Consider the following 21,171-nt stretch of genomic DNA (forward strand, 5'->3'; position numbering starts at 1 on the left):
CGAAATCTGTCATCTGTTATCCGTTGGTTGTCCGCCGGTTCCCCGGCGGTTCGGCTTCGGTCGCCGGTTGGCTGCCGGCAGCTGGCAGCCCACCGGCCACCGGCGACCGGCTGCGGGTCAGTCGCCCAGGTAGTGGAACCCGGGCCGCGGGTGCATCAGGAACTCGTGGTGCGAGATGTTCCACCCGTACGCGCCCGCCATCGCGAACAGCACCCGGTCCGCCGTCCGCAGGCCCGCCGCGCCGTCCGCCGCCCGGGCCAGGACGTCCTTCGGGGTGCACAGCTGCCCGGCCAGGGTGGCCCGGCCGGTGGTGACGGCGGGGCGCGGCCAGGGGTGCGGCCAGGCGTCCACCGGGAGCACCGTGAAGGGCTGGGAGTGCCCGCGGGTGGCCGGGGTGCGCAGGTGGTGGGTGCCGCCGCGGACCACTGCGAAGTCCTCGCCGTGGCTGCGCTTCACGTCCAGCACCTCGGTCGCGTACCAGCCGCAGTAGGCGGTCAGCGCCCGCCCGGGCTCGATCCGCAGGGTCAGCCCGGGGTGGGCGTCGAGCACCTTGGCCAGGCCCTCGCCGAAGGCCGTCCAGTCGAAGCGCCGTGCCGGGTCGTCGTAGTCCACCGCCATCCCGCCGCCGACGTTGACCTCGGCGAGCGGGAAGCCGTGCCGCTCGGCCAGTTCGGCCGACCAGGTGACGATCTGCCCGGCGACCGCCAGCTGCTCGTCCGCCGCCAGCCCGCTGGCCAGGTGGGCGTGCACCCCGCGCAGCCGCAGCCGGCGCCCGAGCGGGCCGCCGTCGGTGAGCAGTCGGGCGCACTCCTCGGCCTGGTCGGGGTCGAGCCCGAACGGGGTCGGCCGTCCACCCATCGCCAGCGGCACCGCGTCCAGGGCGTCGGTGACCACCGGCAGGTTCACCCGCAGCAGGACGTCCACGACGGCCGCCGGGCGCTCCGCCAGGACGGCGGCGAGCCGGTGCAGTTCCTGCTCGCTCTCGACGTGCCAGCGGTGCACTCCGGCGTCCACCGCCGCGAGGATCTCGGCGGGGGTCTTGCCCGGCCCGCCGAAGGCCAGCGGTGCGTCCGGGACGGCGGCCCGTACGTGCGCCAGCTCCCCGCCGCTGGAGACCTCGTAGCCGTCGACGGCGGCGCGCAGCGCGGTCAGCAGCGGCGCGTCCGGGTTGGCCTTGGCGGCGTAGTACAGCTCGACCCGCTCGGGCAGTGCGGCCCGGACGGCGGCGGCGTGCTCCCGCAGTACGGCCAGGTCGTAGACGTAGGCGGGCAGTTGGTCGGGCGCGAGGGAGGCGACGTGGCGGTGGACGGCGTCGCTCACCGGGGCGCCGGTGGTCGGGGTGTGGCTCATCGGACAGCGCTCCCGGTCGGAAGGTGGGCGGTCATGCGGGCGGCCTCGGCGAGCACTGAGCCGGCCAGCGGGGAGGGCAGCCGGACGTACCCGGCCTCCCGGTCGGCCTTGCGCTCCCAGCGGGTGAGCAGGTTGGCCTTGGCGGGCAGCGGGACACCGGCCAGCAGGGCCCGCAGCCGCGGCGGGCGGCCGTGGGCGGCCGCGTACTCCTCCAGGGAGTCCCGGACGGCCTGCCAGAGCGCGCCCTCCAGCTCGGGGTGGCGGTCGGCGAGGGCGGCGAGCAGTTCGGCGACGTGGTTGACCAGCAGGCAGTAGACCACCCGGTCCCAGCCGCGTTCGGCGTCGTAGGTCATCGGGCCGGCCACCTCGGGCGGCAGCGCGGCCAGCAGTTCGGCGTTCTGCTCGGGGACGAGCTTGGTGCCCTCCAGGTCGCGGAAGAGCACCTGGGCCGGCCGGCCGTCCGCGTCCACGCCGATGAGCACGTTCTGCAGGTGCGGCTCCAGCACCACGCCGTGGTCGAAGTAGGCCGCCAGTACCGGCGGGAGGAGCAGTCGCAGGTAGTCGCGCCACCAGTCGAGCGCGGCCGCCCCGCCCGAACTCCCCTCCAGCAGCCGGGAGATGTGGGCCGAGCTGGTCGGGTGCTCGTCGGCGACGGCGCCGGCGAGCAGCGGGGTGACGCCGGGCCGCAGCAGGCCGCCGAAGCCCTCGCGCAGGATCAGGCCGAAGCCCTCGAACAGGGCCCGGTCGGGGTGGCCGTCGGCGCCGGGGAGGGCGAGGGTGCGGAAGGCGGGTTCGCGCAGCATCGCCGCGTCCGGGAAGCGCCCGGCCAGGTCGGTCAGCACCGGGTCCAGCAGGCGGGTGAGCCGGACGGCGCCGGTGAGCTCGTAGGCGGCGTTCTTGCGCAGGCAGTTGGTGATGCGGACGTTGAGGCTGAACTTGAGGAAGGCGTCCGCGCCGTACAGGGTGCGCACCGAGGCGGTGGCGGCGAAGTGCTCGCCGCGCGGGCCGAGGTCCAGGACGTCGCCGCGGGCCAGGGCGGCGCGCAACAGCGGGTGGTCGCCGATGAGTTGGTACTGCCAGGGGTGGGCGGGCAGCAGCCGGTAGCCGTCCGGCACCTCACCGAGGCCGTCCAGGACGGCGCTCGCGTCCCGGTCCAGGGACTCCTCGGCCAGCAGCTCGGCGCGCACGGCCAGGTGGCGCAGCGGGAAGGCCGCGCGGGACTCGGGCGCGTAGTGGCGCCAGTCGCCCCGGGCGGCGGAGCGGGACTTGGGGGCCGGGTGGAAGCGGTGGCCGAACAGCAGGGCCTGCTCGGACTCCAGGTAGCGGTCCGCCCCGGCGGCCGGCCGGTCGGCCAGGCCCGCGCCGACGCCCTGGTGGCTGGAGGCCACCTGGTCGAGGAACTCCTCGTTCACCGTGCCGGTGCGCAGTTCCAGCTCCTCCTGGGCGTACCCGGCGAGCTCGCGCCAGCCCAACTCGCGCCACCCTTCGGGGGTTTCCTCGTGCACGGGGCCGGTGAACCGGTGCGCCCCGAGCAGCGAGGTGCGGCGCAGGGCGACCCGCAGCAGGGTGCCGCGGCGGGGCAGGCGCAGCAGCAGGTGCCCGTCGTCGACGGCCGTCTGGTGCTCGGGGGCGGACACCTCGCGCAGCAGGCAGTTGAGCAGGGTGTGCGCCACCGCCGCGTCCGCGCCGGGCAGTTCGGCGGGGTCCGTGGCCGACGGCGTGGTCGACGGCGCGGCGGGGAGGGTGGCAGGGAGGGTGGTGGGCCGGGCGGTCATCGGGGGCTCCTACGGGTCAGGAGGGCGAGCAGGGCGGCGGCCAGTGCGGCGACGGTGCCGGTGACGACCGGGGCGGCCGGTCCGCCGCTGCCGTTGGCGAGCGCGGCGGCCAGTCCGGCGGCGACGGCACCGCACTTGGAGACGGTTTCGCGGGTGCCGAACATCCGGCCCGGCGCGCGGCCGCGGGCGGCTTCGGCGGCGAGGACGGCGAGGCAGACCAGGCCGAAGGTCATGCCGAGTCCGAGCGCGGCCCGGGTGAGGGCGAAGGTGAGCAGTGAGTGGGCCGGGGCGTGGCCGGCCAGTCCGACGGCCACCAGGGCGAAGCCCAGGGCCAGTCCGCTGCGCGGGCGCGCCTCGACGGCGGCGTGCACCCGGCCGGCAGCGACCAGGTAGACCAGGTGCGGCAGCGCGAACAGCAGGCCCGCGACGGTGCCGCCGGCCCCCGGCAGCCGCTGCTGGACCAGGGTGATCAGGTATGGGAAGGAGATGATGGTGGCGAAGACGAAGGCGAACTCGAAGGCGTAGAGCAGCCGGAGGGAGCCGGGCGGGTCGGCCGGGCCGGTCGCGGTGGTCGCGGCGGCGGCGCGGCCCGCCGGCGCGACGGTCGGACGGACCGGCTCCGGCAGGGAGTTGAGCAGTGCCGCGGCGGTCAGCGGCAGCACCGCCATCACCAGGTACTGCCGGTGCGGGTCGATCCACGGCGACAGTGCGCCCACCAGGATCGGCGCCGCCACCAGGGCGGCCCGGGCACTGCCCTGCATCAGGGTCAGCGCCTTGGACAGCCGGGAGCCGTCCAGGGCCGCGGCGAGGTAGCCGTTGGTGGCGGAGAAGGTGCCGCCGAGGAGGCCCTGGAGCACCAGCGCGGCGGTGAACGCCGGCAGGCTGTCGGCGGCTCCGGCGAGCAGGAAGGAGACGGCGAGGCCGAGTTGGGCGCGCAACAGCAGCCGCTTCTGGCCGAAGCGGTCGGCCAGCCGGCCCCACAGCGGGGCGCCGAGGGCGGTGAAGACGGTCGGCACGACGTACAGCAGACCGGCCCAGTGGCCGCTGTGGTCCCCGAGGGTGGGGAGGATCTCGGTGAGGTACGGCGGCAGACCGAGGGCGGCGAAGGAGGCGACGAAGTAGCAGGCCGCCACCGCGTGCACCTGGCGCCGGTCCAGCCCCGCGGCCTCGGTCGGCCGCGACAGGGGTTCGACGGTCGTCACGAACGGTCCCCGGACAGGAGGTAGTTGGGGCCGTCGGTGTAGTGCTTGTTGATGTCCGCGGCGCCGCTGCGCTCCTTGCTGAGCAGCGACCCGGCGCTCACCATGGCCTTGACCGGCAGCCGTTCGGCGTCCAGCAGGTCGGTGCGCAGCGGTTGCCCGGCCGGTCCCAGCCGGTCGACCGCCTCGCCGAGGACGGTGCGCAGCAGCTCCAGGCTCCGCGCCAGCGGCACCCGGCCGTGCGCGGCCAGGCCGAAGGCGAGCGAGGCGGTGCACAGGTGGCCGGTGATGGTGGTGAACAGGTCGGTGAGTGCGCGGTCCTGCTCGCCGAGGATTCGCGGATCACGGAACTCGGCCACCAGGGCGGCCAGTTCGCGGACCGGGGAGCGGCCCGCCCGAGTGGTGTTGACCCGGGGGCCGTCGTTGTCCTTGTAGAGCAGCCGCAGGCCGGTGCCGTCGAGGACCAGCGAGGTGTTCTGCTGGTGCGACTCCAGGGCGATGCCGTGGCCGAACAGGGTGGTCTGCCAGTCGACCAGCAGTCGCAGCAACTCCTCGTACAGCGCGGGGACGGAGCCGTGGTGGAAGCGGTCGGCCAGGTGGTCGATCACCAGCCGGCCGTCGGGCGCCTCGGCGAGCAGGGCGGCCAGCGGGACGTTGACGGCGTCGTCCAGGCCGTCCGGGTAGCGGCGCAGCAGGACGGCCAGCAGCTCGTCCTCGGCGTGGGCGTAGTGCTGTTCGTCGGCGTGCAGGATCCGCCCGGCGAAGCGCGGTTCGCGGGCGGCCACGGCCTCCACCAGGCGCTGTCCGACCGCGCCGTTGACCAGGGTGACCGGCTTGATGGTGCGGCGGTTGCGCAGGCCCAGGGTGGCGGTGGCGAGCGGCAGTTTGAGGTGGCAGGACGGGTCGGCGGCCACGGCGACGGTGCGCATGGACAGCGTGGGGAGCACTTCGAGGTACGGCTCGGGGGCGAGCACCGCGCCCGGCACGATCCGGGTGAAGTCCTCGTCCGAGGTGAGCGGATGGACCGGAACGGTGGCGAACTCGCCCGGTACGCCAAGCTGTTCGGCGCTCGGCCACCAGGCGGGCAACGGACCGTCGCCGTGCACGGTCAGCCGGCCGGCCGGGACGGCGAGCCAGCGCAGCTCGAAGCTCGGGTGGAACTCCGGCGCGTAGGAACGCAGTTGGGCCCTGCTCAGGCCGGAGCGGCCCCGCGCGGTCGGGTAGACCGGGTGGTCCAGGAAGGCGGCGAGGGCCTCGAAGCCGAGCGCGGCGCGCGGGCCGGCCCAGTCCGCCACGTCCTTGCCGTAGCGCTCGGCGAGTTCGGCGTGCACCTCGGGCCGCACCCGGTCGTGCAGCTCCATGGTGGCGAGGGTCTGCCGGCACTCCTCGGCGAAGGCCAGGTGGCCGGGGCGGTCCAGCGGATCGGCCCGCTCCGCCAGCAGGGCCAGGACGGCGGTCAGTTCGGTGAGCCGGGCGCCGTCGACCTCAAGCTCCGGCAGCCGGGCGGCGTGGTCGGCCTGGAAGCCGTCGGGTGCGACCGGCAGGGCGAGCGAGCCGTCGCTCAGCCAGGGTCCGTCGGGGCGCTGCTCCAGGGTGCCCCGGGTGCGCAGGCCGAGCACGTCCTCCCGCAGCAGGGCGGACAGCACCCGCAGGGTGAGCTGCTCGGCCGGGGTCGAAGCGGCGGGGGTCGTTGCGGTGGGGGCGGGATGATCGGCCGGGTTCATGAGGTGATCTCCCAGCGGTTGGCGGCGATGAACTCCGCGACCGCGCCGTCCACCGCGTCCTGGTCCGGACCGACCGCCCAGACGATGCCCAGGTAGTCGCGGTTGGTGCGGTAGAGCTCGTGCCGGGCGCCGAGCTCGCGCACCGGCAGGTAGGACAGCGTGACCCCGTCGGCCCGTCGCTCGAAGTGCGGCTCGGGGGCGGCGGTCAGGGTGCCGGGCTGCTCGGCGCAGACCCGCTCGTGGCGGGCCCGCCGGTCACCGCGGGCGCCCAGGTCGGCGGGCAGCTCCTCGCCGAGGTGGGCGCGCAGCACCAGCTCGAAGTAGGGGATCCCGAGGATCTCGGCGAGCATCAGGTCGCACTGGTCGCCGATGGCGCGGTAGTTGACCTCGATGATGCGGGCGCGGCCGTCCGGCTGGAGGACGAACTCGGTGTGGCAGGCGCCGAGCCCGACCCCGAGGGCGTCGAGCTGGGCGAGCACCTGCTCGACCACCGGGTGGGGGTGCGCCGGGGTGAAGGTCAGCACCTCTTCGATGAAGTCCGGCGGCGGGGAGAGCCGGGTGCGGAAGCCGCCGAGGACGCGCCTGGTCCGGCCGTCGCCCAGGGTCTCCAGGGTGCACAGCTCGCCGGCCAGGAATTCCTCGACCACCAGGGTGGCGCCGGGGCGGCGCTGCTGGATCTCCTTGACCCGCAGGGCGAGTTCGGCGGTGTCGGCGACCAGGGTGACGTCCTCGCTGGCGACGCCCTCGCGCGGCTTGACGATGCACGGGAACGAGGGGGTGAGGCCGCTCGGGTCCTGCCCGGGCGCCACCTCGGCGGACTCCACCGCGTCCAGGCCGCGCTCGGCGAGGTGGCGGCGCAGCTCGCCCTTGTTCTTGGCCCGCAGGGCGGCCTTCCAGTCCTTGCCGGCCAGGCCGAAGTACTCGGCGACCAGGGCGGTCTGGGTCTGCAGGTGGTCGCTGTTGCTGAACACCGCGGCCGGGGTGTGGTGCTGGGATATCAGGCCGATGACCTCGCGGAAGTCCTGGACGTCGCACTCCACCACCTCGCAGGCGAACTCCGCTCTGGCGTACGCGCGTTGGTGGGCCTCGACGTGGTCGGTGAGGACGGTGACGTCGAGTCCGAGCCGGGCGGCGGCGGGCAGGAAGCCGCGGGTGACCGAGTCGGTGGGGTTGAGGGCGAGCAGGTAGAGCCGCATGGGGATGGTCCTCGGGGCGTGGGGGCGGACGAAGGACGGCGAACAGATGACAGAGTTCAAAATCTGTTATCTGTTATCTGTCGTCTGAAAGTTGAATTCTGAAATCTGTTCGCCGTCAGCTGTTCGTTGTGGCGCGACGACTACTTGGGCGCGTCCACGCCCGCCGCCTTGGCGATGTCGACGAGCATCGCGTCCGCGGCCTGGACACCGATGCCGGACATCCAGGTCTCGTCCGGCACGGTGAAGACCTTGTTGTTCTTGACGGCGTTCAGGCCCTGCCAGACCGGGGTCTGCTGGACCTCGCTCTCCTTGGTCTTGGACGGGTCGTCAGCAGTGGTGACGAACACCAGGTCGGCGTCGGCCTGGCTGACCTGCTCGGCGCTGACCTCGATGATGTTCTTGTCCACGTCCTGCGGGGCCGGGCGGGTCAGGCCGACGTCCTTGAGCACCACGCCGCTGTACGAGGCCTTCGCGTACAGGCGGGTCGGGCCGGCCACGAAGCGGACCACCGAGGCGGTCGGCATCGTCCCGTTGTACTTGGCCTTGATCGCCTCGCCCAGCTTGTGCGCCCGCTCCTCGTAGTCGGCCAGCGCCTTCTTCGCCTCGTCCTCCTTGCCGAGGGCCTGGGCGTACAGCGCCAGGTTCTCCTTCCACGGGAAGCCGGTGGTCTCGGCCAGCACGGTCGGCGCGATCGCGTTCAGCTGGTCGTACACCTTGGCGTGCCGGACCTTGGAGGAGAGGATCAGGTCGGGCTTGAGGGAGGCGATCAGCTCCAGGTTCGGCTCGTTCATCGGGCCGACGTCCTTGGTGTCCTTGATCTTGTCCTTGAGGTAGTTCGGGAACCCGCCCTCGGTCTTCATGTGCGGGGACACCGCGCCGACCGGCGTGATGCCGAGCAGCGTGACGTCGTCCAGCTCACCGCTGTCCAGCACCACGACACGCTTGGGCTGGGACTTGATCTGGGCGGTCCCGGCGGCGTGCTTGACGGAGCGCGGGAAGCCGGCGGCGGTGCCGGCCGAGGCGGCGGCGGAGGAGCCGGAGTCACCGCCGGACTTGGCGCCGTCCCCGTTGCTGCCGCAGGCGGCGAGGAGCGTGGCGGACAGCGTGACGGCGAGGACGGCGACGGGGAGTCGGCGGTTCATCGGAGTTCCTTGGATCGGGTCGAACGGGGAGGCGGAAGAGAAGGGGGGGACGGGAGGAGGAGGCGGGAGGAGGTCAGACGGTGGCCGACGCGGCGGCAGTGCGCACCCGGGCCCGCGGCACGACCAGCGGAGTGCCGGTCTCCGGGTCGGGCACCACCCGGCACGGCACGCCGAAGACGGCCTCGACCAGTTCGGCCGTCAGGACCTCGGCGGGCGGACCGGCCGCGGCGAGCCGCCCGTCCTTGAGCACCACCAGGTGGTCGGCGTACCGCGCGGCCTGCCCGAGGTCGTGCAGCACCATGACGACGGTGCGTCCGGCCTCGATGTGCAGGTCGGCGACCAGGTCGAGCACGTCGAGCTGGTGCCGCAGGTCGAGGAAGGTGGTCGGCTCGTCGAGCAGCAGCAGGTCGGTCTCCTGGGCGAGCGCGAGCGCGATCCAGACCCGCTGGCGCTGCCCCCCGGAGAGCCGGTCGACCTGCCGGTCGCGCAGTTCGGCGGTCCCGGTGCGCTCCAGCGCCTCCTCGACCGCGGCCTGGTCGGCCTTGGACCACGGGCTGAGCATCCGCTGGTGCGGGTAGCGTCCGAGCCGGACCAGCGCCTCGACGGTGACCGCCTCCGGCGTGACGGGCTGCTGCGGCAGCAGGCCCATCCGCTTGGCGAGGGTGCGGGCGGGCATCCGGTGGATGTCGGCGCCGTCGAGGGTGACCGTGCCGGCGGCCGGGTCGAGCAGCCGGACGAGGCCGCGCAGCAGGGTCGACTTGCCGCAGGCGTTCGGTCCGACGATCGCGGTGACGGCGCCGCCGGGGAGTTCGAGGTCGAGGCCGTCGACGATGGTCCGGTCGCCGTAGCGCAGTCCGAGGCCGTGGGCGGCGAGCCGGTTGGCGGTCGTGGGGGCCGGGAGGGAGGTCATCAGCTGCTCCTCTGGGGAAGCCGGCCCTGGCGGATCATCAGCACCAGGAGCCAGGGCGCGCCGAGGGTGGCGGTGACGGCACCGACCGGCAGGCCGTGGACGGGGATCACGTGCAGCACGAGGAGGTCGGCCGCGAGCAGCAGCACGGCGCCGGTGAGCGCGGTGAGGCCGAGGGTGCCGGGGGTGGGCGGCCCGGCGAGCAGCCGGACCAGGTGGGGGACGGCGAGGGCGACGAAGGCGACCGGTCCGGTGAGGGCGGCGGCCAGCGAGGCGAGGGTGATGGTGAGCAGCAGCAGCCAGAGCCGGTCCCGGGCGGGGTCGAGGCCGAGGCCGCCGGCCGAGTCGTCGCCGAGGTCGAGGACGGCGACCCGCCGCTGGCAGAGCACGAGGGCCCCGGCGGTGAGGGCGATGGCGGTGCCGCCGATCCACACCTCGGTCCAGTTGCGCCCGTACAGCGAGCCGGTGGTCCACTGCATGGCGGAGGAGGCCAGTTCGGCCGGGAACCGTACGATCATCAGGTTCACGGCGGCGGCCAGGCCCTGCTGGACCGCCAGGCCGACCAGCACCAGCCGGGTCACGGCCATCCTGGAGCGCCAGGCCAGGCCGCCGAGCAGCAGCGCGGCGAGCAGCCCTCCGCCGACCGCGGCCAGCGGGATCAGCTGCTGGGAGGCGCCGGTGGCGAGCATCAGCACCGCGCCGAAGGAGGCGCCGCCGGTGATGCCGATGGTGTCGGGGGCGGCCAGCGGGTTGCGGAACAGCCGCTGCAGCATCGAGCCGGCCATCGCCAGCCCGGCCCCCGCGATCAGCGCGGACACCACGCGCGGCGCCCGGAACTGCTGCACCACCAGCACGTCGCCGGACTGGCCCTGGCCGAACAGGGCGCGCAGCGCGTCCCAGGCGGAGATGTTCACCTGGCCGGTGCCGAGCGCGATGCCGGTGAGTACCACCAGCAGGGCGACGGCCAGCAGCGACCAGGCGGCGGTACGGGCCCGGCGGCGCGCGATCGCGCCCATCGGGACGGCGAGCGGGCTCATGCGCCCACCCCGTTCCGGCCGGCGGTCGTCCCGCTCACGCCACGCACGGTGCACCTCTTGACGGTTCGCTGGTTCCGGTCGTTCACTTGGCCACCTTCCGGGCCAGCACCGCGAGCAGCGGCGCGCCGAGGAAGGCGGTGACGATGCCGACCTCGATCTCGGAGGGCTGCACGACGAGCCGGCCGAGCACGTCGGCGGCGAGCAGCAGCAGCGGGCCGGTGATCAGGCAGCCGGGCAGCAGCCAGCGGTGGTCGTTGCCGAGCAGGGCGCGGACCAGGTGCGGCGCGGCCAGTCCGATGAACGCCACCGGTCCGGAGACGGCGACCGCACTGCCCGCGAGCAGGACGACGGCGAGTCCGCCGACCACCCGGATCCGGGCCACCGGCACGCCCAGTGCCTGGGCGGTCTCGTCGCCCAGGGCCAGCGCGTTGAGCGCGGGGGAGATCGCGAAGGCGGCCACCAGACCGAGCGCCAGGAACGGCAGCACCGGGGTGAGGGTGTCCAGGTGGCGTCCGGCGATCGAGCCGGCCAGCCAGAACCGGGCCTCGTCCAGGGTGCGGTGACTGGCCAGCATCAGCGCCGAGGTCCAGGAGGTGAGCACCACGGTGAGCACGGTGCCGCCGAGCGCGAGCCGGATCGGGTCGAGGTCCCCGCCGCGCCGGGACATGCCGTAGGCGGAGACGGCGGCGACGGCCGCCCCGGCGAAGGCGAACCAGACGTACTGGGAGGGGCGGGAGAGGTCCAGCGCGTAGATCGCGGCGACCACGGCGAGGCTCGCGCCGGCGTTGATGCCGAGGGTGACCGGGGAGGCCAGCGGGTTGCGGGTGACGCCCTGGGCGACCGCCCCGGCGACGCCGAGCGCGGCTCCGACGGCCAGGCCGATGAGCGTGCGCGGGACCCGAAGGCCCGTCACCACGTCGGCGTCCCCGCCGTGGGCGGCACCGGTGAGGGCGTCGACGACGGTGGACAGCGGGATGGCGCGGGAGCCCAGCGCGAGGCTCAGGGCGGCGCACAGCACGAGTGCGGCCACACCGGCGACCAGCAGCAGCGGCCGCTGGAGCGCCGCCGCGGGACGGGGCGTCGCCGGGGCTGTGGTGGCGGGTGGGTCGGTTCTCAGCACGAGTCGACATCTTAGGTTAGGTTTGCCTAAATTCGTCAAGATCGTACCGATGGTCGTACATCACACCGGGGTGCGCAGCTCGGTGGTCGGTGCACCCTTTGAGGCATTGTAAGGTGAGCCTCACCTTAACGATCACTCGGAGTCGAACTCGGGAGTGCCGATGGTCCCCGGAACACCCCTGCCCGTCGCACCCGCCTGCTCCCGGCCGGTCGACTCCCGGCCCGTTCGTCCCGGGGACCGGTCGACCGCCCTGAGCGGCCTGGCCGACCGGACCGACCGGACTGACCGGACTGACCGGACGGACCGGACGGAGCTGGCCGACCCGACCGCCCTGGCCGCCCTCACCGGCGACTACCGGCGGCTGCGCGACCTCTGCCCCGCGCTCCGGCTGCACCTGCTCGACCCCGCCGAACCCGACCCCTCGGCCGTCGACGGCTGGTACTCGGGCGCCCGACTCGCCGCCGACGAACGGGCCCTGGCCGCCGTCCTGGCCGGGGCGGAGGAGCGGATCGCCGCCGAACACGGCCGCGCGCCCCGCCCGCACGTCACCGCCTCCCGGTTGCTCCACCACTACGCCTGGTCCGTCTGCCTGCTCGTCGCCGGCCCCTGGCACCTCGCCCGGCGCGTCCCCGCCGTCGACCCCGCCGACCTCTGGCTGCACGCCCCGACCGGCGACCTCGCCCTGCGCCCGCGCGGGCACGTCACCCTCCCCGGCGACGACGAACTGCGCGCCGAACTACGGGCCGCCGTGGTGGCCCACCTCGAACCGGTGCTCGCCGCGTTCGCCGGACCGACCCGGCGCCGCGACCGCGCGCTCTGGGGCATGGTGACCGACGACCTCGCCTCCGCCGTCTGGTACCTCGGCCGGATGCTCGACGCGCAGGACGACGCGGCCGGGGGTACTGCGGCCGGGAGCGCTACGGCTGGGGGTGTCACGGCCGGGGAGGACGCCGCCGTCGTCGCCGCCGCGGACCTGCTGCCCGGCGGCACCCTGCCGCTGCCCGGAGCCGCCGACTTCCGCCGGCTGCGCACCCCGGACGGCCAGGACCACCACACCCGCACCCGGCTCGGCTGCTGCCTCTACTACGCCGTCGGGCCCGAGGCGCTCGCCTGCCTGACCTGCCCGCGCACCACGGACGAGGAGCGGATCCGCCGGTTCTGACGGACGGTCCACGGAACGCGCCCCGCCCCTGCCCGGCCCGCGCCCGGCCTAACGTTCGGTGCCGGTGCCGGTGCCGGTGCCGCTGCTGCTGGTGCCGTTGGCGCTGTCGTCGCCGTCCGGCCGGCGCAGCACCGCCACGCCACGGTCCAGGTCGACCCCGAAGTGCGGCGGGGCTCCGGCCAGGGTGTCGTCCCGGCGGGAGGTCTCCTCCCGGCGCTGCTCGACCTGGATCCGCTTGCCCGGACTGAACAGCGCGTGCATCTCGCCCAGCACGCCGCCACCGCCACCGCCACCACCACCGGCTCCAGGCGTGCGCTCACGACGGCGCGGCGAGGACTCGGACCACACCTGCCAACTCGCCAGTACCACCAGCCCGACCGCGGCCAAGGCCACGCACGCCACTCCCACGACCAGCCCCATGTCAGGCCCAACGTGTCGTCCCGACATGAGCGTTCCCGGTTCCGGGCCCGCAGCGGTTACGCTGCCCGCGACCCTAAGGAGAGCTCTCACCCATGACTGTGCGCGGAACCCTCGTGGACATTCCGGCAGCAGACGGCGCCGCCGACGCCTATCTCACCCACCCCGATGACGGCCTGCCCCACCCCGGCGTGCTGCTCTACCAGGACGCCTTCGGGCTACGGCCCCACCTGAAGGCCATGGCCGACCGGATCGCCGAGGCCGGGTACACCGTCCTCGTCCCCAACCTGTACTACCGCAGCGGCCGCGCACCGCTGGTGGAACTGCCCGAGATGATCGACATCGAGCAGTGCGACGAGATCTTCGCCCAGCTCGGCCCGCTGCTCCTCGCCGCCAGGGACCCGGAGACGGCCGCGCGCGACGCGGGCGCCTTCCTGGCCTGGTTCGAGGAGTCCCCGCTGGTCCAGGACGGTCCGATCGGCGTCACCGGCTACTGCCTCGGCGCCTTCCTGGCCCTGAGCGCCGCCGTCAGCCACCCGGACCGGATCGCCGCCGTCGGCGGCTTCCACGGCGGCCACCTCGCCACCGACCGCCCGGGCAGCCCGCACCTGCGCGCCGAACGCATCACCGCGGAGCTGTACTTCGGCCACGCCGACCAGGACGTGTCGATGCCGCCCGAGCAGATCGCCCGCCTCGACGAGGCGCTCACCACCGTCGGGGTCCGCCACCGGGCGGAGGTGTACGAGGGCGCCGGGCACGGCTACACCCAGGCCGACACCACCCGGTACGACGCGGGCGGTGACGCCCGGCACTGGTCGGCACTGTTCGACCTGTTGAAGCGCAACCTGCCGGCGTAGCGCCCCGGTTCGCCGCCCCGGCACCCAGGCACCCCAGGCACCCCCGGCCGGTCGTGGACGGAGCGACGTAGGGTGGCTCCGTCGTGACGGCCGATCGGGGGAGCGGAAGTGGCAACCAGCAGGTGGGGTGTGCAGGCCGGCCGGGCACCGGCCCTGACCGGAGTTCAGCAGGCCATCGCCGAGGCACTGGCCGAGCACCTGCCCGGCGGTGTGCGGCGGGGTGAACTCGACCGCGGCGGACGGGCGTTGCGCTGGCTGGAGGCAGGGCCCGGCGCGGTGCCGGAGCCGGGCGACGGTCCGGATGGCGGTCCAGGGTCGGGCTCCGGGCCGGGTGGCGGTGTGCCGGTCGCGCCGGTCGTGCCGGTCGTGCCGGTCGTCCTGGTCGCCGGGATGGGCACCAGCTCGCTCACCTGGGCCCCGCTGCTGCCCGAACTCGCCGGGTGGGCCAGGGTCGTGGCGTACGACCGAGCCGGGCTCGGCGCCAGCGAACCCGACCGCTCCCCGGCCCCGACCCTGGCCGCGCAGGTCGCGGACCTGGCCGCGCTGGTCCGGCACCTGGACGCCGGGCCGGCGGTGCTGGTCGGGCACAGCTGGGGCGGGCAACTGGCTCAACTCCTGGCCCGGGAGCGGCCGGAGCTGGTCGCCGGACTGGTCCTGATCGATCCGGCGCACGAGGACTTCCGACCGCGTGCGATCAGCGTGATCGAGTCGCTGCTGCTGCAGATCGGGCTGCTCCGGGCGGCGCGGGTGCCTGCCGCGTTGGGGCCGAGGGATGCGCCGGGGCCGGGGGATGCGCCGGGCCCGGGCGACGCGGCGGACCGGGCCGAGGCAGCCGTCCTCGCCCACCCCCACCAGCGGCGGGCCGTACGGGCCGAGAACCGGCTGTCGAACCGGGCGACCGGGCAGCTGCGCCGTCTCCGGGCCGCCGGGCCGTCACCCGAGGTGCCGGTCACCGTGCTGAGCGCGACGTTGGGGCTGCCCCGCGGGCTGCGGGCCCGCTTCACCGCCGCGCAGGCGCGGATCACGGCCGGTGCCGCCCTCGGCGTTCACCTGGTGGTGCCCGGGGCCGGGCACGCCGTCCACCAGGACCGGCCGGGGGTGGTCGCCGAGGCCGTCCGGGCCGTGTCCCGGCAGGTCCGAATCGCCCGGAAGGCCTGACTTCCCGGGGCAATCCCCCTCCTCACAGCGGCTGCTGGGCCCGCGGCACGCTCTGGCACACTGTGTGCCGACGACCCGGCGGGGAGGGTCATGACACCTGGGGGCAGGGGAGATGAGTAGCGCGGGCACCGTGCTCGGCGGGCGGTACACGCTGGTCGAGAAGGTCGGCGGCGGGGGGATGGGGTCGGTCTGGCGGGCCGAGGACGGGGTGCTGGCCCGGCCGGTCGCCGTGAAGATCCTCCGCGCGGACCTGTTCGAGGACGGCACCGGCCTCCAGCGGTTCCGCCGTGAGGCCCAACTGGTCGCCGCGGTCGACCACCCCGGCATCGTGGGCGTGCACGACTACGGGGAGAGCGGCGGGGACGGCGACGACGCCCGCTGCGCCTACATCGTGATGGACCTGATCGAGGGCCGGCCGCTGGACCGGGTGCTCGAGGACGACGGTCCGATGAGCGCCGAGCGGGCGCTGCGCCTGCTCGCCGACGCCCTGGACGCGCTGCACGCCGCCCACCGGCGGGGGATCGTGCACCGTGACCTCAAGCCCTCCAACCTGATGGTGCGCGAGGACGGCGGGGTGGTGATCACCGACTTCGGCATCGCCCGGGCCGTCGCCAGCACCAAGCTCACCGCGCCGTACGCGGTCATCGGCACTGCGGCCTACATGTCCCCCGAGCAGGCCTCGGGGGAGACCACCGGCCCGGCCTCCGACCTGTACTCGATCGGCGTGGTCGGCTACGAGCTGCTCGTCGGGCGGGTGCCGTACCAGGGCGAGGGGCCGCTGCAGGTCGCGCTCAAGCACGTCAACCAGCCGGTACCGGAGTTGCCTGAGACCTTCCCGGCGGCGGTCCGGGCGCTGATCGCCACCGCGCTGGCCAAGCAGCCCGAGGACCGCTTCGAGAGCGCGGCCGGGATGGCGGCGGCGGCCCGGGTGGCGATCGGGCTGCCGGGGGCGGCCCGGAAGGCGGCGGACAGCGGGACGGTCGACCTCCGGGCGGACGCCGGTGCGGCCCCGGCGGGTGGTACGGCCGCGGCGGCTGCTGTCGGGGCCGGGGCCGTACCCGGGGCCGTACCCGGGGCCGCACCTGGGGCCGCACCTGGGGCGGTTCCCGAAGCCGGTGCCGTGCCCGCTTCCCCGACCGGTGCTCCGAGCGGCGGCGCCGCCGTCGTCCCGGCGAAGGCCGCTGTCGGCGCCGCACCAGCCGCTCCGGAGCAGTTGGTGCGGACGGGCCCGCAGGCGGAGACCGAGCCGGGCCGACGCCGCTCGCGCCGTACCCTGCTGCTCCCGGTGGTCGTCCCGATCGTGATCTCGATGGGCACGGCGACGGTGCTGCTGGTCGACCGCGGCCCCGGCCGGTCCGACGCGGCCGTGCCGCCCGCCGCCCAGCCTACCGTGGTGGTGACGGTCCCGGCGGCCCCGGCCACCACCACCCCGGCCGCAACCACCTCCGGACCCGTCACGCCGTCACCGACCGACACCCCGTCGGCCGCCCCGAGCGCCGACCAGCAGGCCACCGTCGGCGGGGCGCCGCCCGGCACCCAACTGCCCGTACCCGTACCGGCCCAGGGCGGCGGCGGAAGCGGCGCCGCCCAGGGGCGCGGCGGCGCGAACCCCGGTGGCGGCGCGGCCGCCGGCGGGGCTTCGGGCGGCCAGCCCGCCGGCGGGGGGACGGCGGCGGACCAGCCGCCGTCCAAGCCCGGCAACCCGGCCTCCCAGGGCGGCGGTTCAGGCGGCTCGGGCAGTTCGGGAGGTTCAGGTGGTTCGGGTGGTTCGTCGGCGGGTGGGAACCCGCCCGCCCCGTCGGCGGCCGGCCGCCCCGCGTCCTGCGGGGGCAGCAGCTGGAGCACCATCGTCAGCGTCAAGGACGGCCGCCCGATCGGGATGCGCAGCGACAACCTCAACGGCGACAACCCGATCGTCCTCGGCGGCGCCTCGCAGTACGGCTGGGTGCGCGCCACCGACCCGGGCAACTGGATCCTGTTCAACGCCTGCAACAACGGCGGCCCGCAGCTCGTCCAGACCATGGACGGCAAGGTCGTGCTGAGCAACGGCTACAGCTTCCTGACCCGGTGGACGGTCCGCAACGGCAGCACCCCGGGCTCGTACACGTTGGGCGACTACCAGAACCAGTCGTGCATGACGGACAACGGCCCCGGCAACGAGCTCACCATGGTCGCGTGCACACCTGGGAACACGGCGCAGGAGTGGAGGCTGCAGTGACGGACGCAACGAGCGGCGCGGCGAGCGGTGCAACGAGCGGCGCGGCGACGGACGGTGCGGCGACGGACGGGGTGACCGGGAGCGGTGAAGTGGTGCTCTACTGGCGCCCCTTGTGCACCTACTGCATGAAGCTGCGGTTCGGGCTGCTCTTCACCCGTCTGCGGTACAGCCGCCGCTTCACCCGGGTCAACATCTGGAAGGACCCGGACGCGGCCGCCTACGTGCGCTCGGTCGCGGACGGCAACGAGACCGTGCCGACGGTGCGGGTGGCTGGCCGTCCGATGGTGAACCCCTCGTTGCGCCAACTGCTGGCCGCCGCACGGGAGTACGGCGCGTAGGCGGCCGGTCACCGGGGCGCCGGTCCTATCAGGCCGTCACCCCGGCGGGCAAGGGCGTTCGATGGCGGGACCTCGCCAATGGGGCGTCAAGGGTGTGTATGGAAACTTCTACAAGGATGTAAAAGCCGATCGTCCGGTCATCGGTATTGACACCCCGACCGGTGGTCGGTGACCGATCCGCTGTCGGCGCAGGCGGTCGGGCCTGGTTCGGATCGGAGCCCCCTGCAAGGCCGCTCGTATTGCCCCGGTTTGACCGCCTTTTGAATCCCTTTACCAACTGGCGGGACCTGGCCAATCACTGATGCAGACCTGTCAATTCATCTGTTGGATTGTCATGCTTCTGGTCACCCCCCAGCGGTAGCCCCCACCCCCACCCCTCGGTGGCAAGCCGCTCGACCGCACGGGGTTCCTGCACGTCAGCGCCCGCTCCGCCCCACAGGTGCCGACCCCGGCCCCCGGAGCGTGGTGCGACCGCGCCCAGACGCGGTTTCCCGGAAGGACTCTTACGTTGAAGCGTAAGCTCGCTGCTGTCGCCGTGCTCTCGGCCACGGCCATGCTGACCGGTGTCATCCAGGTGGCCACCACCGCCCAGGCCGCCCCCGCGGCCCCGTCGCTGCAGGCGCAGGCCGCCTCGCAGCACGCGGCCGTGCTCGCCGTGGCCCAGGGTCAGTCCGCCCCGCTCGCCCAGGTGCTCGGCCTCGGTGGCCAGGAGAAGCTGGTGGCCAAGGACGCCGTCGTCGACCAGGACGGCACCAAGCACCTGCGCTTCGAGCGCACCTACGCCGGCCTTCCGGTGATCGGTGGCGACCTGGTCGTCCACCAGAAGTCCGACGGTGGCGTGAAGTCGGTCGACAAGGCCGTCTCCGCCCGGATCGCGCTGCCGAGCCTGACCCCGAAGATCCCCGCGGACAAGGCCGCCGACCAGGCCGCCGGCACGGTCAAGGCCACCATCGGCCAGACCATCGACGCCGACCAGGCCCCGATCACCGGCGTCCACCAGGTCGGCAAGGCCGAGCTGGTCGTCTGGGCCACCGACGGCAACCCGCGCCTGGCCTACCGGACCACCGTCGAGGGCGTGCGCGCCGACGGCACCCCGAGCGCCCAGATCCTGGTCACCGACGCGGCCGACGGCAAGGTCCTCTCCACCCACGAGAAGATCGAGACCGCCGCCGGCACCGGCAACGGCATCTTCGTCGGCCAGGTCTCCCTCAACACCAACCAGAACGGCTCGCAGTTCGAGCTCAAGGACACCAGCCGCGGCGGCCAGTCCACCACGGACATGAGCAACAGCGAGTCGGGCAGCGGGTCGCTGTTCGCCAACCCGAGCAACAGCTTCGGCGACGGCACCAACAACAGCCGCGAATCGGCAGCCGTGGACGCCCAGTTCGGTGCCGCCACCACCTGGGACTTCTACAAGAACACCTTCGGCCGCAACGGCATCCGCAACGACGGCGTCGGTGCCCTCAGCCGGGTCCACTACGGCTCCAACTACGTCAACGCGTTCTGGAGCGACGACTGCTTCTGCATGTCCTACGGCGACGGCAACAACAACAGCGCCCCGCTCACCGAACTCGACGTGGCCGGCCACGAGATGAGCCACGGCGTCACCGCGGCGACCGCCAACCTGAACTACTCGGGCGAGTCCGGCGGCCTCAACGAGGCCACCTCCGACATCATGGGCACCATGGTGGAGTGGTACGCCAACCTGCCCGCCAACCCGCCGAACTACCAGATCGGCGAGCTCATCAACATCAACGGCGACGGCAAGCCGCTGCGCTACATGGACCAGCCGAGCCAGGACGGCAACTCGGCCGACTACTGGGACGCCAACGTCGGCAACCTGGACGTGCACTTCTCGTCCGGCGTGGCCAACCACTTCTTCTACCTGCTGTCCGAGGGCAGCGGCGCGAAGACGATCAACGGGTTCAACTACAACAGCCCGACGGCGGACGGCTCCTCGCTCGCCGGCATCGGCCGGGACAAGGCCGCGCAGATCTGGTACAAGGCGCTGACCGCGTACTTCACCTCGACGACCGACTACGCGGGCGCCCGTGTGGCCACCCTGAGCGCGGCGTCGGACCTGTACGGCGCCAACAGCGCCGAGTACAACGCGGTCGCGGCCACCTGGACCGCGGTCAACGTCAACTGACTCGGGCCTGAACCGGGTCGGGCCTGAGTTGGGCAGGCCCGACCCGGGGCGCGTCCGAGCAGGTCCCGGTCGGACTGTGGGTGCCGAACGGCCGGGTCGGGCGGCGGGGGCGACGGTGTGCGGACCACCGTCGCCCCCGCCGTCGTGCGTGCGTGGCGGCGCTGCGGGGTGGCGCTGCGGGGCGGCACTGCGGGGCGGCACTGCGGGGCCCGGGTTCGGGTTCTGGCGTCGGGTGCGTCGGACGGCTGACAGACGACAGACGACAGGCGACAGGCGACAGGCGACAGCGAACAGATAACGGATAACGGATGTCAGATAACAGATGTTGAAAGCTGTCATCTGTTATCTGTTTGCTGTGATCTGTTCGCCGTGATCTGTCAGTCGCCGGCCGTCCGCCCCCACCCGCCGGCCGTCACGCCAGGTCCTTGCGGATCTGGTCCAGGATCAGCCCGGCCCCGGTGTAGCCGATGCCGAGCATCCAGAGGCTGTCGTCCACCTGGTACACCCGGCCGGTGCGGACGGCGTCGATGTTCTTCCACAGCGCTCCCTCGGTGATCCGGGCCCGGTCGGACTTCGCCGCGTCCCCGTACACCGAGTAGAAGATGACGTCGGCCGCCGCCTGGTCCACCTGCTCGGGGCTGATCTCCAGCGAGAACCCCGGCTTGCCCTGGTTGGCCGGGCGGCCGAGCCCGAGGTCCTTGAACAGCGAGCCGACGAAGGTGTCGTCGAGGTAGAGCCGGGTGGGCGCGCCGGCCAGGAAGCGGGCCATCTCGACCCGGGTGGCCGCTGCCTTGGCCGGCCCGCCCAGTGCGGTCACGAGGTCCCGGACCTTGGTCCGGTACGCCGCGTCCGCCGTCTCGGCCTCGGTCGCGCGCCCCATCGCCTTGGCGTGCAGCCGGACGTTCTCCTTCCAGGTCGGGCCGGTGGTCCTGGACAGTACGGTCGGAGCGATCCTGGAGAGCTGGTCGTACCGCTTGTCGTCGCGGACCTGGTTGCTGAGGATGAGGTCCGGCCGCAGCGCCGCGATCGCCTCCAGGTTGGGCTGGCCGATCGCGCCGACCGCCTTCGTCCCGGCCAGCCGCTCGGCGGGGAGGTACCCGGGGAAGGGCGCGCCCTCGCTGACGGTGGTGGCGCCGACCGGGCTCAGCCCGAGGGTGACCACCGAGTCGAGGGCGTCGGTGTCCAGGGCCACCACCCGCGCGGCCCGGTCCGGTACGGTGCTCGTGCCGCGCGCGTGCTGGACGGTACGGATGCCGCCGGAGCCGGTCGGACTGCCGCCCGGCGTGGGGGAGTCGGCCCCGCAGGCGGCGAGCGCGAGGCCCGGGGCGAGCCCGGCGGCGAGGCCGAGTGCCGTGCGGCGACTGAGAGTTCGGCGGTCGGGGGTTCGACGGCCGAGGGTGCGGGGCATCGGCGGCTCCTCAA

At 73.9% G+C, this 21,171-nt stretch carries 17 protein-coding genes; 6 read left to right on the top strand and 11 right to left on the bottom strand.

What is annotated here, in order from left to right; all coding sequences use genetic code 11:
• Positions 1-117: 117 nt before the first annotated feature.
• The 9 genes from ACFC1T_RS22790 to ACFC1T_RS22830 all read right to left on the bottom strand — a co-directional run bounded on the left by ACFC1T_RS22790 (position 118) and on the right by ACFC1T_RS22830 (position 11,378).
• Positions 118-1,350 (bottom strand): type III PLP-dependent enzyme, encoded by a 1,233-nt coding sequence (locus ACFC1T_RS22790; protein WP_375891325.1) that lies wholly within the window; start codon positions 1,348-1,350, stop codon positions 118-120.
• Positions 1,347-3,125: an IucA/IucC family protein gene (locus ACFC1T_RS22795; RefSeq protein WP_375891326.1), complete on the bottom strand. Its 1,779-nt coding sequence runs from the start codon at positions 3,123-3,125 to the stop codon at positions 1,347-1,349. Before ACFC1T_RS22795 ends, ACFC1T_RS22790 begins: the two co-directional genes overlap by 4 nt.
• Positions 3,122-4,327: an MFS transporter gene (locus ACFC1T_RS22800; RefSeq protein ID WP_375891328.1), complete on the bottom strand. Its 1,206-nt coding sequence runs from the start codon at positions 4,325-4,327 to the stop codon at positions 3,122-3,124. The genes ACFC1T_RS22795 and ACFC1T_RS22800 overlap by 4 nt, the downstream gene beginning before the upstream one ends.
• On the bottom strand, positions 4,324-6,048 hold the full coding sequence (locus tag ACFC1T_RS22805) for an IucA/IucC family protein (protein WP_375891330.1): 1,725 nt from the start codon (positions 6,046-6,048) through the stop codon (positions 4,324-4,326). Before ACFC1T_RS22805 ends, ACFC1T_RS22800 begins: the two co-directional genes overlap by 4 nt.
• Positions 6,045-7,244, bottom strand: a complete 1,200-nt coding sequence (locus ACFC1T_RS22810; RefSeq protein WP_375891331.1) for an acetyl-CoA carboxylase biotin carboxylase subunit family protein — start codon at positions 7,242-7,244, stop codon at positions 6,045-6,047. Before ACFC1T_RS22810 ends, ACFC1T_RS22805 begins: the two co-directional genes overlap by 4 nt.
• Positions 7,245-7,384: 140 nt before the next feature.
• A complete protein-coding gene (locus ACFC1T_RS22815) occupies positions 7,385-8,386 on the bottom strand; it encodes an ABC transporter substrate-binding protein (RefSeq protein WP_375891333.1) in 1,002 nt (333 codons plus the stop codon).
• Between the two features lie 73 nt (positions 8,387-8,459).
• Positions 8,460-9,296: an ABC transporter ATP-binding protein gene (locus ACFC1T_RS22820; protein WP_375891334.1), complete on the bottom strand. Its 837-nt coding sequence runs from the start codon at positions 9,294-9,296 to the stop codon at positions 8,460-8,462.
• Positions 9,296-10,330, bottom strand: coding sequence for a FecCD family ABC transporter permease (locus ACFC1T_RS22825; protein ID WP_375891335.1), 1,035 nt, complete (start codon positions 10,328-10,330; stop codon positions 9,296-9,298). The genes ACFC1T_RS22820 and ACFC1T_RS22825 overlap by 1 nt, the downstream gene beginning before the upstream one ends.
• 82 nt (positions 10,331-10,412) lie before the next feature.
• Complete coding sequence (locus ACFC1T_RS22830; protein ID WP_375891472.1) at positions 10,413-11,378, bottom strand: FecCD family ABC transporter permease; 966 nt, start codon at positions 11,376-11,378, stop codon at positions 10,413-10,415.
• 232 nt (positions 11,379-11,610) lie between these two features.
• Here ACFC1T_RS22830 and ACFC1T_RS22835 point away from each other — a divergent pair, with 232 nt between their 5' ends.
• Positions 11,611-12,612: an iron-sulfur protein gene (locus ACFC1T_RS22835; protein ID WP_375891337.1), complete on the top strand. Its 1,002-nt coding sequence runs from the start codon at positions 11,611-11,613 to the stop codon at positions 12,610-12,612.
• Between the two features lie 48 nt (positions 12,613-12,660).
• Here the strand turns inward: ACFC1T_RS22835 and ACFC1T_RS22840 are convergent, their stop codons facing one another.
• Entirely contained in the window at positions 12,661-13,005 is a 345-nt protein-coding gene (locus tag ACFC1T_RS22840) for a DUF6191 domain-containing protein (RefSeq protein ID WP_375891339.1), read from the bottom strand.
• A 119-nt stretch (positions 13,006-13,124) separates the two neighbouring features.
• On the opposite strand from ACFC1T_RS22840, the gene ACFC1T_RS22845 reads away from it, so the two are divergent.
• The 5 genes from ACFC1T_RS22845 to ACFC1T_RS22865 all read left to right on the top strand — a co-directional run bounded on the left by ACFC1T_RS22845 (position 13,125) and on the right by ACFC1T_RS22865 (position 19,749).
• Positions 13,125-13,886 carry a dienelactone hydrolase family protein gene (locus ACFC1T_RS22845; protein ID WP_375891341.1) on the top strand — a complete coding sequence of 254 codons (762 nt, stop codon included), beginning with the start codon at positions 13,125-13,127 and terminating at the stop codon, positions 13,884-13,886.
• Positions 13,887-13,994: 108 nt separating this feature from the next.
• A complete protein-coding gene (locus tag ACFC1T_RS22850) occupies positions 13,995-15,044 on the top strand; it encodes an alpha/beta fold hydrolase (RefSeq protein ID WP_375891343.1) in 1,050 nt (349 codons plus the stop codon).
• Positions 15,045-15,156: 112 nt separating this feature from the next.
• Positions 15,157-17,262 carry a serine/threonine-protein kinase gene (locus ACFC1T_RS22855; RefSeq protein WP_375891344.1) on the top strand — a complete coding sequence of 702 codons (2,106 nt, stop codon included), beginning with the start codon at positions 15,157-15,159 and terminating at the stop codon, positions 17,260-17,262.
• Entirely contained in the window at positions 17,259-17,600 is a 342-nt protein-coding gene (locus tag ACFC1T_RS22860; protein WP_375891346.1) for a glutaredoxin domain-containing protein, read from the top strand. The genes ACFC1T_RS22855 and ACFC1T_RS22860 overlap by 4 nt, the downstream gene beginning before the upstream one ends.
• Positions 17,601-18,153: 553 nt before the next feature.
• Positions 18,154-19,749 carry a M4 family metallopeptidase gene (locus tag ACFC1T_RS22865; protein WP_375891473.1) on the top strand — a complete coding sequence of 532 codons (1,596 nt, stop codon included), beginning with the start codon at positions 18,154-18,156 and terminating at the stop codon, positions 19,747-19,749.
• Between the two features lie 412 nt (positions 19,750-20,161).
• Here the strand turns inward: ACFC1T_RS22865 and ACFC1T_RS22870 are convergent, their stop codons facing one another.
• Positions 20,162-21,157 carry an ABC transporter substrate-binding protein gene (locus tag ACFC1T_RS22870; protein WP_375891347.1) on the bottom strand — a complete coding sequence of 332 codons (996 nt, stop codon included), beginning with the start codon at positions 21,155-21,157 and terminating at the stop codon, positions 20,162-20,164.
• Positions 21,158-21,171 lie beyond the last annotated feature (14 nt).

Origin of the sequence: Kitasatospora sp. NPDC056076, from assembly GCF_042266305.1 — a bacterium.
Lineage (GTDB): Bacteria > Actinomycetota > Actinomycetes > Streptomycetales > Streptomycetaceae > Kitasatospora.